Annotated in this window: 16 protein-coding genes and 2 pseudogenes; 12 read left to right on the top strand and 6 right to left on the bottom strand. The window is 43.8% G+C overall.

From position 1 onward, the window contains the following. Window positions 1–291 precede the first annotated feature (291 nt). The 7 genes from aroK to trpS all read left to right on the top strand — a co-directional run bounded on the left by aroK (window position 292) and on the right by trpS (window position 6,440). A complete protein-coding gene (aroK, locus tag B0X70_RS00420) occupies window positions 292–813 on the top strand; it encodes a shikimate kinase AroK (RefSeq protein ID WP_036779445.1) in 522 nt (173 codons plus the stop codon). A gap of 47 nt (window positions 814–860) precedes the next feature. Beyond that, window positions 861–1,949 (top strand): 3-dehydroquinate synthase, encoded by a 1,089-nt coding sequence (gene aroB, locus B0X70_RS00415; protein WP_214069284.1) that lies wholly within the window; start codon window positions 861–863, stop codon window positions 1,947–1,949. Window positions 1,950–2,131: 182 nt separating this feature from the next. After that, window positions 2,132–3,067, top strand: a complete 936-nt coding sequence (locus B0X70_RS00410; protein ID WP_217470627.1) for an SPOR domain-containing protein — start codon at window positions 2,132–2,134, stop codon at window positions 3,065–3,067. Window positions 3,068–3,150: 83 nt separating this feature from the next. Continuing rightward, the gene (gene dam / locus B0X70_RS00405) at window positions 3,151–3,963 is read left to right on the top strand and encodes an adenine-specific DNA-methyltransferase (protein WP_036779452.1); all 813 of its coding nucleotides are present in this window, start codon (window positions 3,151–3,153) and stop codon (window positions 3,961–3,963) included. A gap of 60 nt (window positions 3,964–4,023) precedes the next feature. Beyond that, entirely contained in the window at window positions 4,024–4,704 is a 681-nt protein-coding gene (rpe, locus tag B0X70_RS00400; protein ID WP_036779454.1) for a ribulose-phosphate 3-epimerase, read from the top strand. Beyond that, window positions 4,694–5,398 (top strand): phosphoglycolate phosphatase, encoded by a 705-nt coding sequence (locus B0X70_RS00395; RefSeq protein ID WP_217470626.1) that lies wholly within the window; start codon window positions 4,694–4,696, stop codon window positions 5,396–5,398. Before rpe ends, B0X70_RS00395 begins: the two co-directional genes overlap by 11 nt. Before the next feature lie 4 nt (window positions 5,399–5,402). Beyond that, window positions 5,403–6,440 (top strand): tryptophan--tRNA ligase, encoded by a 1,038-nt coding sequence (gene trpS / locus B0X70_RS00390; protein WP_214069282.1) that lies wholly within the window; start codon window positions 5,403–5,405, stop codon window positions 6,438–6,440. A 263-nt stretch (window positions 6,441–6,703) separates the two neighbouring features. On the opposite strand, the gene B0X70_RS00385 is transcribed toward trpS, so the two are convergent. Further along, window positions 6,704–6,895, bottom strand: a complete 192-nt coding sequence (locus tag B0X70_RS00385; protein WP_217470625.1) for a hypothetical protein — start codon at window positions 6,893–6,895, stop codon at window positions 6,704–6,706. Between the two features lie 244 nt (window positions 6,896–7,139). On the opposite strand from B0X70_RS00385, the pseudogene B0X70_RS00380 reads away from it, so the two are divergent. The 4 genes and pseudogenes from B0X70_RS00380 to B0X70_RS00365 all read left to right on the top strand — a co-directional run bounded on the left by B0X70_RS00380 (window position 7,140) and on the right by B0X70_RS00365 (window position 9,585). After that, window positions 7,140–7,432: pseudogene (locus B0X70_RS00380) on the top strand (BufA1 family periplasmic bufferin-type metallophore). 27 nt (window positions 7,433–7,459) lie between these two features. Then, window positions 7,460–8,371, top strand: a complete 912-nt coding sequence (gene bufB, locus B0X70_RS00375; RefSeq protein ID WP_217470624.1) for an MNIO family bufferin maturase — start codon at window positions 7,460–7,462, stop codon at window positions 8,369–8,371. Continuing rightward, window positions 8,352–9,101: an HvfC/BufC N-terminal domain-containing protein gene (locus B0X70_RS00370; protein ID WP_217470623.1), complete on the top strand. Its 750-nt coding sequence runs from the start codon at window positions 8,352–8,354 to the stop codon at window positions 9,099–9,101. Before bufB ends, B0X70_RS00370 begins: the two co-directional genes overlap by 20 nt. 1 nt (window position 9,102) lies before the next feature. Beyond that, complete coding sequence (locus B0X70_RS00365; protein WP_110086038.1) at window positions 9,103–9,585, top strand: DoxX family protein; 483 nt, start codon at window positions 9,103–9,105, stop codon at window positions 9,583–9,585. A 10-nt stretch (window positions 9,586–9,595) separates the two neighbouring features. On the opposite strand, the gene B0X70_RS00360 is transcribed toward B0X70_RS00365, so the two are convergent. The 5 genes and pseudogenes from B0X70_RS00360 to sodA all read right to left on the bottom strand — a co-directional run bounded on the left by B0X70_RS00360 (window position 9,596) and on the right by sodA (window position 12,602). Beyond that, on the bottom strand, window positions 9,596–9,796 hold the full coding sequence (locus B0X70_RS00360; RefSeq protein ID WP_036779475.1) for an anti-sigma factor family protein: 201 nt from the start codon (window positions 9,794–9,796) through the stop codon (window positions 9,596–9,598). Continuing rightward, on the bottom strand, window positions 9,789–10,379 hold the full coding sequence (locus B0X70_RS00355) for an RNA polymerase factor sigma-70 (RefSeq protein ID WP_036779478.1): 591 nt from the start codon (window positions 10,377–10,379) through the stop codon (window positions 9,789–9,791). The genes B0X70_RS00360 and B0X70_RS00355 overlap by 8 nt, the downstream gene beginning before the upstream one ends. A gap of 191 nt (window positions 10,380–10,570) precedes the next feature. Next, window positions 10,571–10,755, bottom strand: a pseudogene (locus B0X70_RS25840) (hypothetical protein). A gap of 430 nt (window positions 10,756–11,185) precedes the next feature. Next, window positions 11,186–11,857 (bottom strand): 6-hydroxyaminopurine reductase, encoded by a 672-nt coding sequence (yiiM, locus tag B0X70_RS00350; RefSeq protein WP_217470622.1) that lies wholly within the window; start codon window positions 11,855–11,857, stop codon window positions 11,186–11,188. A 118-nt stretch (window positions 11,858–11,975) separates the two neighbouring features. Beyond that, window positions 11,976–12,602: a superoxide dismutase [Mn] gene (gene sodA, locus B0X70_RS00345; protein WP_036812547.1), complete on the bottom strand. Its 627-nt coding sequence runs from the start codon at window positions 12,600–12,602 to the stop codon at window positions 11,976–11,978. 373 nt (window positions 12,603–12,975) lie between these two features. Between sodA and acs the strand changes: the two genes are divergently transcribed. Next, a complete protein-coding gene (gene acs / locus B0X70_RS00340) occupies window positions 12,976–14,931 on the top strand; it encodes an acetate--CoA ligase (RefSeq protein ID WP_036812545.1) in 1,956 nt (651 codons plus the stop codon). Window positions 14,932–14,945: the final 14 nt, after the last annotated feature.

Here is a 14,945-nt window from a genome sequence, read left to right as displayed (position 1 = left end):
TTTTCCAACTAATCTTGTTTATAGATTTGACGCTGAGTCCGATTTAGCATACAAGAGTTAGCTAATTGAGTGGTCGGGTTTAACATCACAATAATCAGCCAATGAAACCAGAGCTTTCGTTACAAAAAGCTCATCATTGATTTATATAGTTGCAAAACTGGCTGATGTACTGAGATAATTTTGTTATCTGATCTCACATTACCGCTCATGAGGTTTCAGTTTAGGTCCCGCTGCTGATTTGATTAGCGGGGCGGGTTATCATTAACGAATAGTCTTAGTAATACCAAAAACATGGCAGAGAAACGTAATATCTTTCTGGTTGGGCCTATGGGTGCCGGCAAAAGCACTATTGGTCGTCAGTTAGCTCAGCAACTCAATATGGAGTTTTATGACTCCGATCAAGAAATTGAGCGACGTACCGGAGCTGACGTGGGCTGGGTATTCGACGTGGAAGGCGAAGAAGGCTTCCGCGAGCGCGAAGAAAAAGTGATTAACGAACTCACTGAAAAACAAGGCATTGTACTGGCGACTGGCGGAGGTTCTGTGAAATCCAGAGAAACCCGTAATCGTCTGTCTGCCCGTGGTGTCGTGGTCTACTTGGAAACCACCATTGAAAAACAGTTAGCACGCACCCAGCGCGATAAAAAACGCCCCTTACTTCAAGTCGATGCACCAGCACGTGAAGTTTTAGAAAATTTAGCAAGCGAACGTAACCCTCTATATGAGGAAATTGCTGATGTCACTATCCGTACCGATGAACAGAGCGCTAAAGTTGTCGCTAACCAAATCATTGAGTTACTGGAAAAAAACTGATTCAAGCAAGTCTGTACAGCGATAAATAATTAAGGCGAAGGCTGCTTATGGAAAAGATCACTGTCACTTTAGGGGAACGTAGTTACCCAATTACCATTGCAAAAGGGTTATTTGACGATCCTTCTGCTTTTGCACCACTAAAAGCAGGCCAGCAGGTTATGCTGGTAACGAATCAAACCCTAGCTCCGCTGTATTTGGCAAAAGTAAAAGCCGCCTTGCAGCAAGCCGGGATTCGGGTAGATGAAGTGATTCTCCCTGATGGTGAACAGTACAAATCTCTTTCCGTATTAAATGACGTATTTTCTGCTTTGCTGGAAAATAACCACAGCCGGGACACAACACTTATCGCTCTCGGTGGCGGCGTAATCGGTGATTTAACTGGTTTTGCCGCTGCCTGTTATCAACGTGGCGTCCGTTTTATTCAAATGCCTACCACCCTTCTTGCTCAAGTTGATTCCTCTGTCGGAGGAAAAACCGCAGTAAACCATCCTCTCGGCAAGAATATGATAGGCGCATTCTATCAACCCGCCTCTGTAATGGTCGATCTCAACTGCCTGCAAACGCTTCCAGCCCGCGAACTCTCTTCCGGTCTGGCTGAGGTCATTAAGTACGGTATCATTCTCGACAGCGCATTTTTTAGCTGGCTTGAAGATAATATGGGTAAACTCCTGGCTCTCGATACCCAAGCAATGGCTTACTGCATCCGTCGTTGCTGCGAATTGAAAGCTGAAGTTGTCGCAGCAGATGAGAAAGAATTGAGTGGCTTGCGTGCCCTGTTGAACCTTGGTCACACCTTTGGTCACGCCATCGAAACAGAAATGGGATATGGTGTCTGGTTACATGGAGAAGCAGTTGCCGCAGGAATGGTCATGGCAGCGAGAACAGCTCAACTTGCTGATAACTTCTCCGAACAGGATACTCAACGCATTATCCGATTGTTGGAGCGGGCAAATCTGCCTGTACACGGGCCACAAAACATGCCGCCAGAAGCCTATCTCCCACATATGATGCGAGATAAGAAAGTTATAGCAGGTAAATTACGGCTGGTTCTTCCAACAAAAATAGGTAAAGCTGATCTCCGCTCAGATATTGAACACAATTGTGTTATTGACGCTATTCGTCAGTGCTTACCATGAAAATGTGTAAATTTTAAGTAAGTTGTATGCTTATGGCATTAAACTAAATGTTTTTTTGCATACATCTGATTGTTGTGTCATAAAATAACAATTCTATCAGACAAATTTCTATCTTAGTTAAGTCAGCCGGCCGGACTGGCTTCAATTGCAATTGGCAGTATTGGCTCTGTTTGGAGGGCTATATGGACGAATTCAAATCAGAAAATGAACAAAGAGCGGCTCAAAGAGTAGACAGTGAGTTTAGGCCAGATACCTCAGATCGCCGTCCTTCACGCTCGCGTCAGCCATTAAACAAACCTAAATTTGCGATTTCACGTCAGCAAATGATGCTCGGCATTGGTATTTTAGTGCTGGTACTGCTGATTATTGCTATCAGTTCTGCTTTAAAAGCCCCAACTGAGCATGAAAAACAGCAATCGCCAAATGTTGCCGAGAAGAATATTGATTTATCCGGCTCATCGTCCAACAACGATAACAATCAACCCATAACATCAGAGAGTAACACCACAAATACAATTAACAGGCCACAGGAAATCCATGTTCCTCCTGTTAGTGGTGCTGCAACTCAACCTCATCAACCTCAAACCAACAATGGCGAAACCCAAAATCAGCGCATTGAATTACCAGGAAATATTCCTGATGCACTGACTCAACAACAAAGTAATATAAATCATGCAGTGCAAAATCTGAATCAAGCCCAACAACAGACAGTAACACCGCCGCCAGTGATACAGCAGAAATCGGAAAATATCCGTCCACTGAAATCAGAAACACTGGCTAAATCAAAACCATCGACAAATCATGCTAGCAGTAAAAACCATGAGGTCAGCGGCACCAGTAATGATTTATCGAAAACCCCGGCAAACCACTACACTTTACAATTAAGTAGTGCCAGCCGCTCAGATACACTGACCGCTTTTGCTAAAAAGTATAATCTTACTCATTACAAAGTTTATGAAACTAAACGTAATGGAAAAGTTTGGTTTGTTTTAATTCATGGTGATTACCGTTCCGTTTCTGAAGCTAAACGGGCTGTTTCATCTCTACCGGCCGAGATTCAGGCGAAAAAACCTTGGGTCAGAACGATGCAGCAAGTGCAACAAGACCTAAGAAAATAAAACAATATTTATTAGGCGCTGATATGCTGTCCTAAACAGAGTACAATCTGCGGCTCTGGAACGATTGAGTACTTATTGACAGCATGAAAAAAAAACGCGCTTTCTTAAAATGGGCCGGTGGAAAATACCCGTTGGTAGATGACATCAAACGTCATCTGCCAGCCGGTAGTTGTCTGATAGAGCCATTTGTTGGCGCAGGTTCTGTCTTTTTGAACACAGACTACGATTCTTATATCCTCGCTGATATCAACAGTGACCTGATTAACCTGTACAACACAGTAAAACTCAGGGCTAATGAGTTTATCGTCCACACACGCCCTCTGTTTACCCAAGAATACAATACAGCCGAACACTTTTATCAGTTACGGGAGCAATTTAACCAAAGCACTGACCCGTTCTATCGCAGCGTGTTATTCCTTTATCTCAATCGCCATTGTTACAACGGCCTCTGTCGTTATAATTCTCATGGTAAATTTAACGTACCTTTTGGCCGTTATAAAAAGCCCTACTTTCCTGAAGAAGAACTACACTGGTTTGCTGAAAAAGCCAAAAATGCGACTTTTATCTGTGAGCACTACCAACACACGTTGAACGAAGCACATAAAGGCTCGGTTATCTATTGCGACCCACCTTATGCGCCTTTGTCAGCAACAGCGAACTTTACGGCGTATCACACTAATAGTTTTAACATTGCAGATCAGGAAAATCTGGCAAATATTGCATTTAAGTTATCATCAGAACGTGCAATTCCTGTTTTAATATCCAACCACGATACGCCAATGACACGAAAATGGTACTATCAAGCTTCACTTCATATTGTCAAAGCACGTCGTACTATCAGCAGGAATATCCTTGCCCGCAGTAAGGTAGACGAACTTTTGGCATTATATCGCTGATTTATCCACTCCCCTTTTGCCTGGCAATTAAGGGATGATAGAAACGATTTGGAGAAGATAATGAAAGATTTTCTGATTGCCCCATCCATTTTATCTGCAAATTTTGCGCGACTGGGTGAAGATACCGCTAAGGTGCTGGCAGCCGGGGCAGATGTTGTTCACTTTGATGTTATGGACAACCATTATGTCCCTAACCTGACTATCGGGCCTATGGTCTGCCAGGCTCTGCGGGATTATGGCATCACTGCGCCAATCGATGTCCATTTGATGGTAAAACCGGTTGACCGCATCATCCCTGATTTTGCCAAAGCAGGGGCGACTTACATTACCTTCCACCCAGAAACCAGTGAACATATTGACCGCAGTTTACAACTCATCAAAGAACATGGTTGTAAAGCTGGCTTGGTATTCAATCCTGCAACTCCATTGAGTTATCTTGATTATGTCTTGGATAAACTGGATATCATTCTATTGATGTCGGTAAATCCCGGTTTCGGTGGCCAATCTTTCATCCCTGGAACACTAGAGAAATTGCGTCAGGTTCGTAAAATCATTGATGAAAGCGGTTATGATATCCGTCTTGAGGTAGACGGTGGTATTAAAGCTAGCAATATTGCCGCGGCAGCAACCGCGGGGGCAGATATGTTTGTTGCTGGCTCAGCCATTTTCAGTCAACCAGATTACAAAACTGTTATTGATAATATGCGTAGTGAATTGTCAAAGGTATCTCATGGCAAGTAAGGTATTAACAGGTATTCGTGCTATCGCTTTTGATCTGGATGGCACACTGGTAGACAGTGCCGGTGGTTTGGCTGATGCATTGGATCAAGCGCTGCTAGCCAAAGATCTCCCTGCTGCGGGAAAAGAGCGGGTTGCTGCCTGGGTAGGTAACGGCGCAGATATTATGGTCGAACGGGCGTTGACATGGGCCAGCGTCAAATTGACTGCGCAACTGCATAAAGAAACCCGTGAGTTGTTTGACCGTTTCTATGAAACAACTGTAACAACAGGCAGTCAGTTATTCCCGGAAGTCAAAGTTACATTGGCTGAACTGGCAAAACACAATTTGCCAATGGGTATCATCACCAATAAACCAACACCTTTCATTGCTCCTCTACTAGCTTCTTTAGGCATTAGTGAGTATTTTTCATTAGTGTTAGGTGGTGATGATGTTAAAGAGAAAAAGCCACATCCGGCACCTATTTATTTAACAATGGGCACATTCGGACTGCGTAAGGAAGAACTGCTCTTTGTCGGTGATTCCCGTAATGATATTTTGGCGGCACAAGCGGCTGGCTGCCCTTGTGTTGGTTTAACTTATGGATATAACTACGGTGAATCTATTGCATTAAGCAACCCAGATTGCATACTAACGGATTTTTCGGATCTGCTATCCACAATTGGACTCCCATCTTTGAAACTTCAGGAAGCATAATAAAATGAATGAACCCACTGTATCTGAAACACTAAACTCCCAAAAACCTATTGTATTCAGCGGCGCACAACCTTCCGGTGAATTAACCATCGGTAACTACATGGGAGCGTTACGCCAGTGGGTTAAAATGCAAGATGATTATGACTGCATCTATTGCATTGTTGACCAACATGCAATCACGGTCCGCCAGGACCCAAAAGAGTTGAGAAAACGCACTCTGGATACACTAGCGCTCTACCTAGCTTGTGGCATCGACCCGGAGAAAAGTACTATTTTTGTCCAATCTCATGTCCCACAACACGCCCAATTAAGCTGGGTTCTGAACTGCTATACCTATTTCGGTGAACTCAGCCGTATGACCCAGTTTAAAGACAAATCAGCTCGTCATGCCGAAAATATCAATGCAGGCTTGTTTGACTATCCAGTACTGATGGCTGCGGATATCTTGGTATACCAAACAAACCAAGTTCCAGTAGGTATCGATCAGAAACAGCATCTTGAATTGAGCCGTGATATCGCTCAACGATTTAATGCCATCTATGGCGATATCTTCGCTATACCAGAACCGTTTATCCCAACCGGTGGCGCCCGTGTTATGGCTCTTCAAGACCCAGAAAAGAAAATGTCCAAGTCAGATGATAATCGCAACAACGTTATCGCTTTGTTGGAAGATCCAAAATCAGCCGCTAAAAAGATAAAACGCGCCGTCACAGATTCAGAAGAGCCTCCCCGTGTTCGCTACGATCTGGAACAAAAGCCGGGGGTTTCCAACTTATTAGATATCCTCGCGGGTGTTACTGGCAAAACTATTCCTGAACTAGAAGCAGAATTTGAAGGCCAAATGTATGGTCATTTAAAAAGTGCTGTTGCTGATGCCGTTTCCGGTATGTTGACTGAGTTACAAGAGCGTTTCCATCATTTCCGTAACGATGAAGTCCTTCTGAATAAAATCATGGCGGAAGGTGCAGCGAAGGCAAAAGCCCGCGCTCAGACTACGCTAGATAAAGTGTATGAAGCTGTTGGCTTTATTGCCCATCCTTAAATCGATAAAATGTGCACGTTCACTACGTGCACATTTCAAGCCACAGAAAAACCTATTTAAAAAACGAGGAGTGTTTTTGCATCATCAATGGTGAAAAGTCTGATAGTTTAATCTGACAGAAAAGCAATACGATTAAACAGATTAAAAACAGCGTAAAGCAAGCTTAAACTGACCTATTTAAGGTATTCCGATTTTTCATATTCGATTATTTAACTGGTTTATCAAAAAGTTTATTCCGCGGTTGAAAATATTATTAAAACGGTTCATTTTCCATTAATAGTTTTATGATGGGCATATTTTAAACCATTATTAAAGGCCGTTGTTTTACCTTCTAGTTTTAATCGGTATAAGGTTTTGACCGTTGTTTTTACCACTTTTAACACCTGCTTTTTATTAGGTTTAATCGGAAGTTTTTTGGCATCTTGATACAGATGTACTATGACGACCACAACCACCCCGCTTTCACGCCTACTACGATGAACATATAGAAAACATCCTAAAATAAGCCTGTTTCTTGTACAGACCGATATCTGATTCACAAAAATAAGTCATTAAAAATCAGTCAACTATAAAAAAATCATTTTTTTTCTCATATTCACTGTAAGAAATTAATGTGTGGTGCGACTAATGGAGTGAAGCAAATGCTTGTTTCAGCAAAGCAGTAATTCACCTTCTACACAAATATAAAAGGAACGTTCTATGACTAAACAAACGACAAAAGCATTACTGGCTCTGGCCTTAGGTAGCGCGCTGATTACGGTAGGCACTTCAGCAATGGCGGATTCCGGCAGCAAAATGGAGAAATGCTATGGCGTTTCTCTGAAAGGGAAAAACGACTGTAAAGCAGGTGCAGGCACCACCTGTGCTGGTACCTCAAAAAGGATTATCAAGGTAACGCCTGGAAAATGGTACCCGCGGGCTCCTGCGTAAAAATGAAGTCTCCGACCTCCCCGACCGGCTTTGGTCAACTGGACGCATTTAAAGAAGTGTAATTCCGGTATCAGGCAGGAGCTCATACGATGACAATTTCTTTACCCTCACACAGCGTCTCTCGTGATGCTCCTGACCGCCTCATGCTAAATAGGCTTCCGGCCAGAGCAGGGATCGGATTAAAGCCGGAACATTTTCACGCTATTCTGCGCGATAAACCCGACATTGGTTTTTTTGAAATTCACGCGGAAAATTATCTGGTTGCGGGTGGTCCGTTTCATCAGGCACTGACCGCCATTCGCCAGGATTATCCGCTTTCTATTCATGGAGTGGGCCTGTCCATCGGAGGAGAAAATCCTCTGAATCAGACCCATTTACAACGTGTTGCTGCGCTGGTTGAACGCTACCAACCTGCCATTTTTTCTGAACACCTTGCCTGGTCGACGCACAACGATCTATTTCTCAATGATCTGCTGCCGCTGCCCTATACCGACGTTACGTTGACCCGGGTCTGCGAACACATCGATCAAGTACAGAATGCGCTGCGTCGCCCCATTCTGCTGGAAAACCCGTCCACCTATGTCGAGTTCAGTGCCTCAACCATGAGCGAGACTGACTTTATCTCCGAGGTGATACGCCGCACCGGATGCGGACTACTACTGGACGTGAACAATCTCTATATCAGTGGCGTCAACCATAATCGCTGCCCACAGAAGATGCTATTCGAGCTACCGCTTCACCGTGTCGGTGAGATTCATCTGGCGGGCTATACGGAAAGCCGCGATGGAGCAAACGACCGGCTGCTGATTGATTCACACGACAGTCATGTGACCGGGCCTGTCTGGGATCTCTATAACAAGACCCTGCGTGAAACGGGGCCGATCGCCACCCTGCTCGAATGGGACAGCAATATTCCACCATTAGATGTGTTGCTGAACGAAGCCAGCCATGCCCAGCGTTACATTACGGAGAGCACGAAAAATGCAACAACAACTGTATAAAGCCCTCCTTAACCCCGACCTCATGGTGCCAGAAGGGCTGACAGCTTGGAACGGTAGCGATCCAGCGGTACGTTTTGCGGTTTATCGTAATAATGTCATAACGTCGCTGATCGACGCACTGGCCGAAAACTGCCCCGTCCTTCTAGCCCAACTCGGAGAGGACTTTTTCCGCGCGATGGCGGCGGAGTTTATACGTCAACAACCGCCTTCTTCTCCTGTTTTGGCAGGCTATGGCGCTAAATTGCCGGACTGGATTGCGACGTTTCAGCCGTTGGCAGACTGGCCTTGGCTGAGTGATCTCACCCGGCTGGAAATGTTGTTTATTGAATCGCTGCACGCGGCAGACCCTACCGAACAGACAACAGAAGCAGCTCCCGTTGACGATCCCGCACAGTTGCGGATGGTGCTCCATCCTTCGGTACGGCTTTTCAGTTCAGATTATGCTGTCTTCAGCCTGTGGGCCTTACACCAACAAAGTGAAAACGAGATGGCGCTGGACCCATTCCAGCCGGAACATATGCTACTGTGCCGCGTTGCCGACGACGTGCGAATAATGTTGCTCAGCCGTGCGGAAATGCAATTTGTTGCTATGCTCCAGTCCGGTCAGTGTCTTACCGAAGCCCTGGAGATTGCCGCCAGGGAGGATGCAACTTTTGAGCCTCAGCCGGTTTTACAACGCATGCAGCACTACGAACTGATCCTTTCTCTATATAGCAACACGGAGCGCTAAGATGGCATTACTCAAAACATTAGTGTTAAAAGGGCAACACATTGCGCAGGAAAGTGTTATCCCCCTTCTGGCGCGCATTAGCCTTGCCGCAACATTCTGGCTGTCGGGCCAAAGCAAAGTGGTGGGATTAAACATAGATATTCTGGAAACACGCACACCCTGGCAATTAGGTATCCCGCGCGTTACCGACAGCTCCGTGTCGCTCTTTACCAACGAGTACAAGCTTCCTCTGCTACCACCCGATGTTGCTGCCGTCATGGCCGCAACCGCAGAACACTTGTTTCCGCTGCTGCTGATTGTCGGATTAGCGACACGCTTCTCCGCGCTAGCATTAATGGTGATGACACTGGTGATTCAGATATTTGTTTATCCGGATGCCTGGCCTGTTCACGCTACCTGGCTGACAGCTCAGTTGTATCTGGTGACGTATGGCGGTGGGAGGTTTTCGCTTGATCGCCTGATTTACCGCCATCGTACCACCTGATTCCCCTTCCCTACGTTACTTTATTTTGATTCTCGTTTTCGCCACGAGTGAATGCGGAAGTGATAGTGCGCAGGTCGGCAAGCTGTTGTCTGACGTTTCGGCACCCGCCGCATATTCGCAAATGCAGCATTAGCTGAACATGTTGGGAAAGCACGATTTTTTCATCCAGCGCCTGAGACATCAGGCGCGTAGCTTGATAACAACTAAGCATATTTACCCTCCTGGGAAAACCAACGTTGTGACAAACATTCGCGTAAACGCATACGCGCACGCCAGAGCATCACATTCAGGTTGCTGACAGAAAGCGCCATTTCCTGACAGATCTCCTGAGTTTCAAGGCCAATAAATTCGCGCATCATAAATGCCCGGGCGTTTTGCGTTGGCAACTGCGTCAAACAAAGCTCGAAAACCGTCCAGAACTGCTCCTGCTCGACCGCTTCATCCGGTAAATGCCAGCGCTGTGGATGCTCATTTCTCGGCCAGTGACCAGATTCATCAAACAGCGCTTCGAAATTTTGCTCATCAACATCATCAGTCAATTGCACGTTGCTGTGCCGATAACGCATACGCAAGGCATCCGAGATTTTGTTGCGCAGGATCGTAAACACCCAACTCTTCCAAGCGGCTCGTCCGGCAAAAGAAGCGGCATTCTTCATCGCCCCTTCCAACGCCTCTTGGACAACATCTTCCGCCTGATGAAAATCATTCAACTGCAAGCTGGCAAACTGCAACATCTGTTTATGCAGCATGGAAAAAAACTGCGGATCCCGCAGCAGATTACTGATATCGGACATCGTGGTTTCTATCTCAACAGGATTGTTCGGGATAACCGGGTATTACGAAACACTATTTTGGTGGAATCGCTTAAATTCACCCACATGACCTAGGGGCTGTTTGGAAAACGGGGTAATTCTAAATTAAATCTGTTTTTTGTACAGCAGAGAAAAAGCCTTTTACCCAGATACGCCTGTTTTTTTGCTCAACCTCAGTGAATCCATTTACGCACAGTATCATAGGCTTTCTCATCCTCACGTTTACCAACAACAATAACCTATATCACGATTTCTTCATCAATCACTTGATAAATCAACCGAAAACCAGATGTGCGTAACTTTATTTTAAAAAACCTGCCAGATTACCGTTTAAACGAGCAATTTTTGCAAATCTAATGGTTTTTCCATTTTCATTAAACTGATACTTAAGTTTTCTCGTTTTTCCTCTATTTGATTTATTTTAAGTTTAAAACCAAAAAGGATAATAGATATGCTAATAGTATTAAAATCAAAACCAATTTATTTAATGGTTTTAATACTGTTAAATGTTTTTATTCTTTTTTCGCTGTAATCTGGTTAATCTAAAAGACTATCGGCTTTTCTTAACTACTATTTTATCATTTTCAGATAACGCATTTAAATAAGAGAGTTTTATATAACCATTTGTTTTTAAATGGTATAGAAAAGATAATCCATATGATTTAACCTGATAAATCGGACTTAGAAAAGTCAATAAAAAACACTAAATCGCAAGGTTAATAAAGGAATAAAAACAACGTTAAAAACCAGCAATCTAAAATATGCACGTTCATCACGTGCACATTTTATTATTTTCCGAATAACCTACGGTTAAAATCCTCAATCTTTCCAAACATCACCCGCTTTTGCATAGTCAGGCTCCAACTAGCAGATAAGCCAGCGGCACTCATCAGCCGACGATATTGCTCCTCGTCAAATGGCATATTAAAAGCAATAGCTATCGCTTCCTTAATTAAAACATCACTATTACGGGAAACAAGAACAAGAGGCTCATCTGGGCTGACATTTCCTGTGGAAATAATTCTATAAAGCCAGCCACAACGGCCACTCTCCTGCATAATGGCAGAAAAATTGCTGATACCAGAATGACAGTTAAGTTTGTAACAAGGCGAACGAGGCTGAGTTACCTGAATCATTGCCCCACCCCAACTGAAAATGTCACCAATACAAACATTTTCTTCAGTCAACCCCGTTGTGGAAATATTTTCACCAAACGCTGGAGCAATAAAAAAATCTTCTTGATCAGGAAATTGATGTTTCCAGAAATCATAGTGTTCACGAGGATAATGACAAAGTGCACGATCAGGTCCACCGTGGAAATGGGTTTCAGCCTGCTCATCACCTTCCAATCCTAGAGAAGTCAGACTTAGACTACCATCAACCATTCGTTTATTAATTGCGCTAGCAGAAAGTTTTCCTGATATTTCAATTTTACCTGTATATACCTGCGGACAATACATAATGCACTTTCCTTATTGAAATCAGTCTGACATCACCATCATAAACCAACATTCAACCAATAAAAATGCCGGCAGTCATATCAGCCGGCATAGCAGAAAAGAGAAATTATTCAGCTAGTTATTTCACTTTTTCCTGATAACGTGTTGCTGCTTCATCCCAGTTAACAACGTTCCAGAACGCTTTAATATAGTCAGGACGACGGTTTTGGTACTGTAAGTAATAAGCATGTTCCCAAACATCCAGACCAATAATCGGATAACCAGATGCACCAGAAATAGCTTCGCCCATTAATGGGCTATCCTGGTTAGCAGTCGATACAACCGCCAGCTTGCCATCATCTTTCAGTACTAGCCACGCCCAGCCAGAACCAAAACGGGTAGCCGCTGCCTGCTCAAATTTCTCTTTAAAAGAATCTATGCTACCGAAATCACGTTCAATAGCTTCTTTTAATGGGCCTTGCAGAGTTGTACCTAATTTCAGACCTTTCCAAAACAAGCTATGGTTAGCGTGTCCACCAGCATTGTTACGTACAAAAGTACGCTTATCAGCAGGTATTTTATCTAATTGCTGAATCAGATCATCAATATCCAGTCCCGCTAGCTCTGGGAAAGCTTCCAAGGCACTATTGGTATTATTGACGTAAGTCTGATGATGCTTGGTATGGTGAATTTCCATCGTCTGCTTATCAAAATGAGGTTCCAGAGCTTCATAAGAATAAGGAAGAGAAGGTAATGAATAGCTCATATCATGTACTCCAGTCATATAAGAATGGTTCAAAGTCCACACCTTGTGAACAACGTGATCATTATAGTTAATTAAATATTATTGGAAATGTTTATCAATACCATACTCTCATTATGGTTTTGTTATATGACTGTGTTTCAGCAACTTATCAGTCAATTTATCTATATTTAACATTATTATTGGATTAGGATTTTGAATTACTATTTTTGGTTAGCAATTAAACCTAAATAAACCCGCCACACTAAATGACGATTACGTGAAAAATATTCTTTTTATTGCGTGATCTTCCGCGCAAAAAAAAAACAAAAATTCTCTTTACACTTTAGTTAACTTTGATTTGACATAATATTAACATTCGTAAGGAGAATATTATATGACCAAAATAATGAAGCACCCTATTCCTGCCTCCATCGCAGAACATGCCCTGATGAATAAACAACAATATCAACAAGATTATCAATTATCGTTGCAAGATCCCGAAAGGTTCTGGGGTGAGAAAGGCAAAATTATTGACTGGATTAAGCCCTACACCAAGGTAAAAAATACCTCTTTTGATCCTGGACATATCAATATCCGCTGGTTTGAAGATGGGACACTAAACTTAAGCGCAAATTGTCTCGATCGTCATCTAAAAGAACGTGGCGATCAAACCGCTATTATCTGGGAAGGTGATGATCCAACAGAATCCAAAGCAATAACCTATCGTGAACTACACCATGATGTATGTCAGTTTGCCAATGTATTAAAAAATCTGGGTATTAAAAAAGGCGATGTTGTTGCTATTTACATGCCGATGGTGCCAGAAGCAGCGGTTGCCATGTTGGCATGTGCCCGCATTGGTGCTATTCACTCTGTTATTTTCGCGGGTTTTTCTCCTGACGCCGTATCCGGGCGCATCATCGATTCAAACACAAAATTGGTCATTACCGCCGATGAAGGATTGAGAGCCGGACGCACCATTCCCCTGAAAAAGAATGTTGATGATGCATTAAATAATGCAGCCGTTGTCAGTGTATCCAATGTGATCGTTTTTAAACGTACTGGAAATATTAGTCACTGGCAATCTGGCCGTGACCTTTGGTGGCATGAATTGGTAGCAGACGCTAGTGCTGATTGCCCAGTCGAAGAGATGAATGCAGAAGACCCGCTATTTATTCTCTATACCTCAGGCTCTACCGGTAAACCTAAAGGTGTATTGCACACCACTGGAGGTTACCTTGTATATGCATCTCTGACATTTAAATATGTATTCGACTATCAGCCGGGGGAAGTCTATTGGTGCACAGCAGATGTGGGATGGGTTACCGGGCATAGCTACCTGCTCTACGGTCCCCTTTCCTGCGGCGCTATCACTCTAATGTTTGAAGGCGTACCAAACTATCCTGCGGTTAACCGTCTGAGTCAGGTTATTGATAAACATCAGGTCAATATCCTGTACACAGCGCCTACAGCGATTCGAGCCCTGATGGCTGAAGGCGACAAAGCTATTGAAGAAACAAAACGTACTTCTCTGCGTATTATGGGATCAGTTGGCGAACCGATTAATCCGGAAGCTTGGGAATGGTATTACCAGAAAATTGGTAACAGCAATTGCCCGATTGTCGATACCTGGTGGCAAACAGAAACTGGTGGCTTCATGATCACACCACTGCCGGGCGCAACCGAACTAAAAGCAGGTTCCGCAACGCTACCTTTCTTCGGTGTTCAGCCCGCGTTGGTTGATAATCTTGGTGAGCTACTAGAAGGTGTTTGTGAAGGAAACCTGGTTATTACTGATTCCTGGCCAGGACAAGCACGCTCACTATTTGGTGATCATGATCGCTTCGAACAAACCTATTTTTCCACCTTTAAGGGGATGTATTTCAGTGGCGATGGAGCACGCCGTGATGAAGATGGCTACTATTGGATAACTGGCCGTGTTGATGACGTGTTGAATATTTCCGGCCACCGTTTAGGTACTGCTGAAATTGAATCTGCTTTGGTCTCTCATCCTAAAATTGCAGAAGCTGCTGTCGTAGGTACCCCGCATAACATTAAAGGGCAAGCAATTTACGCTTATGTCACCTTAAATCACGGTGAAGAACCCTCTCCAGAACTCTATACAGAAGTCCGTAATTGGGTACGTAAAGAAATCGGCCCGATTGCTACACCAGATATCCTACACTGGACAGACTCCTTACCAAAAACCCGCTCAGGAAAAATTATGCGCCGTATTCTGCGCAAAATAGCCTCCGGCGATACCAGCAATCTAGGAGACATTTCAACACTAGCAGATCCAGGCGTAGTAGAAAAATTGTTGGAAGAAAAACAAACAATGAGAATTTCGTAACAGATCATGCCGCC

Origin of the sequence: Photorhabdus akhurstii (assembly GCF_019090985.1) — a bacterium.
GTDB lineage: Bacteria > Pseudomonadota > Gammaproteobacteria > Enterobacterales > Enterobacteriaceae > Photorhabdus > Photorhabdus akhurstii.
Note: the sequence above shows the minus strand (reverse complement) of the source record. Positions and strands in the feature narration are given on the sequence as shown.

Bases quoted from the DNA above. Each gene is read 5' to 3' on its own strand.
- aroK (WP_036779445.1), top strand. From the start codon at position 292: ATGGCAGAGAAACGTAATATCTTTCTGGTTGGGCCTATGGGTGCCGGC.
- aroB (WP_214069284.1), top strand. From the start codon at position 861: ATGGAAAAGATCACTGTCACTTTAGGGGAACGTAGTTACCCAATTACC.
- B0X70_RS00410 (WP_217470627.1), top strand. From the start codon at position 2,132: ATGGACGAATTCAAATCAGAAAATGAACAAAGAGCGGCTCAAAGAGTA.
- dam (WP_036779452.1), top strand. From the start codon at position 3,151: ATGAAAAAAAAACGCGCTTTCTTAAAATGGGCCGGTGGAAAATACCCG.
- rpe (WP_036779454.1), top strand. From the start codon at position 4,024: ATGAAAGATTTTCTGATTGCCCCATCCATTTTATCTGCAAATTTTGCG.
- B0X70_RS00395 (WP_217470626.1), top strand. From the start codon at position 4,694: ATGGCAAGTAAGGTATTAACAGGTATTCGTGCTATCGCTTTTGATCTG.
- trpS (WP_214069282.1), top strand. From the start codon at position 5,403: ATGAATGAACCCACTGTATCTGAAACACTAAACTCCCAAAAACCTATT.
- bufB (WP_217470624.1), top strand. From the start codon at position 7,460: ATGACAATTTCTTTACCCTCACACAGCGTCTCTCGTGATGCTCCTGAC.
- B0X70_RS00370 (WP_217470623.1), top strand. From the start codon at position 8,352: ATGCAACAACAACTGTATAAAGCCCTCCTTAACCCCGACCTCATGGTG.
- B0X70_RS00365 (WP_110086038.1), top strand. From the start codon at position 9,103: ATGGCATTACTCAAAACATTAGTGTTAAAAGGGCAACACATTGCGCAG.
- B0X70_RS00360 (WP_036779475.1), bottom strand. From the start codon at position 9,796: ATGCTTAGTTGTTATCAAGCTACGCGCCTGATGTCTCAGGCGCTGGAT.
- B0X70_RS00355 (WP_036779478.1), bottom strand. From the start codon at position 10,379: ATGTCCGATATCAGTAATCTGCTGCGGGATCCGCAGTTTTTTTCCATG.
- yiiM (WP_217470622.1), bottom strand. From the start codon at position 11,857: ATGTATTGTCCGCAGGTATATACAGGTAAAATTGAAATATCAGGAAAA.
- sodA (WP_036812547.1), bottom strand. From the start codon at position 12,602: ATGAGCTATTCATTACCTTCTCTTCCTTATTCTTATGAAGCTCTGGAA.
- acs (WP_036812545.1), top strand. From the start codon at position 12,976: ATGACCAAAATAATGAAGCACCCTATTCCTGCCTCCATCGCAGAACAT.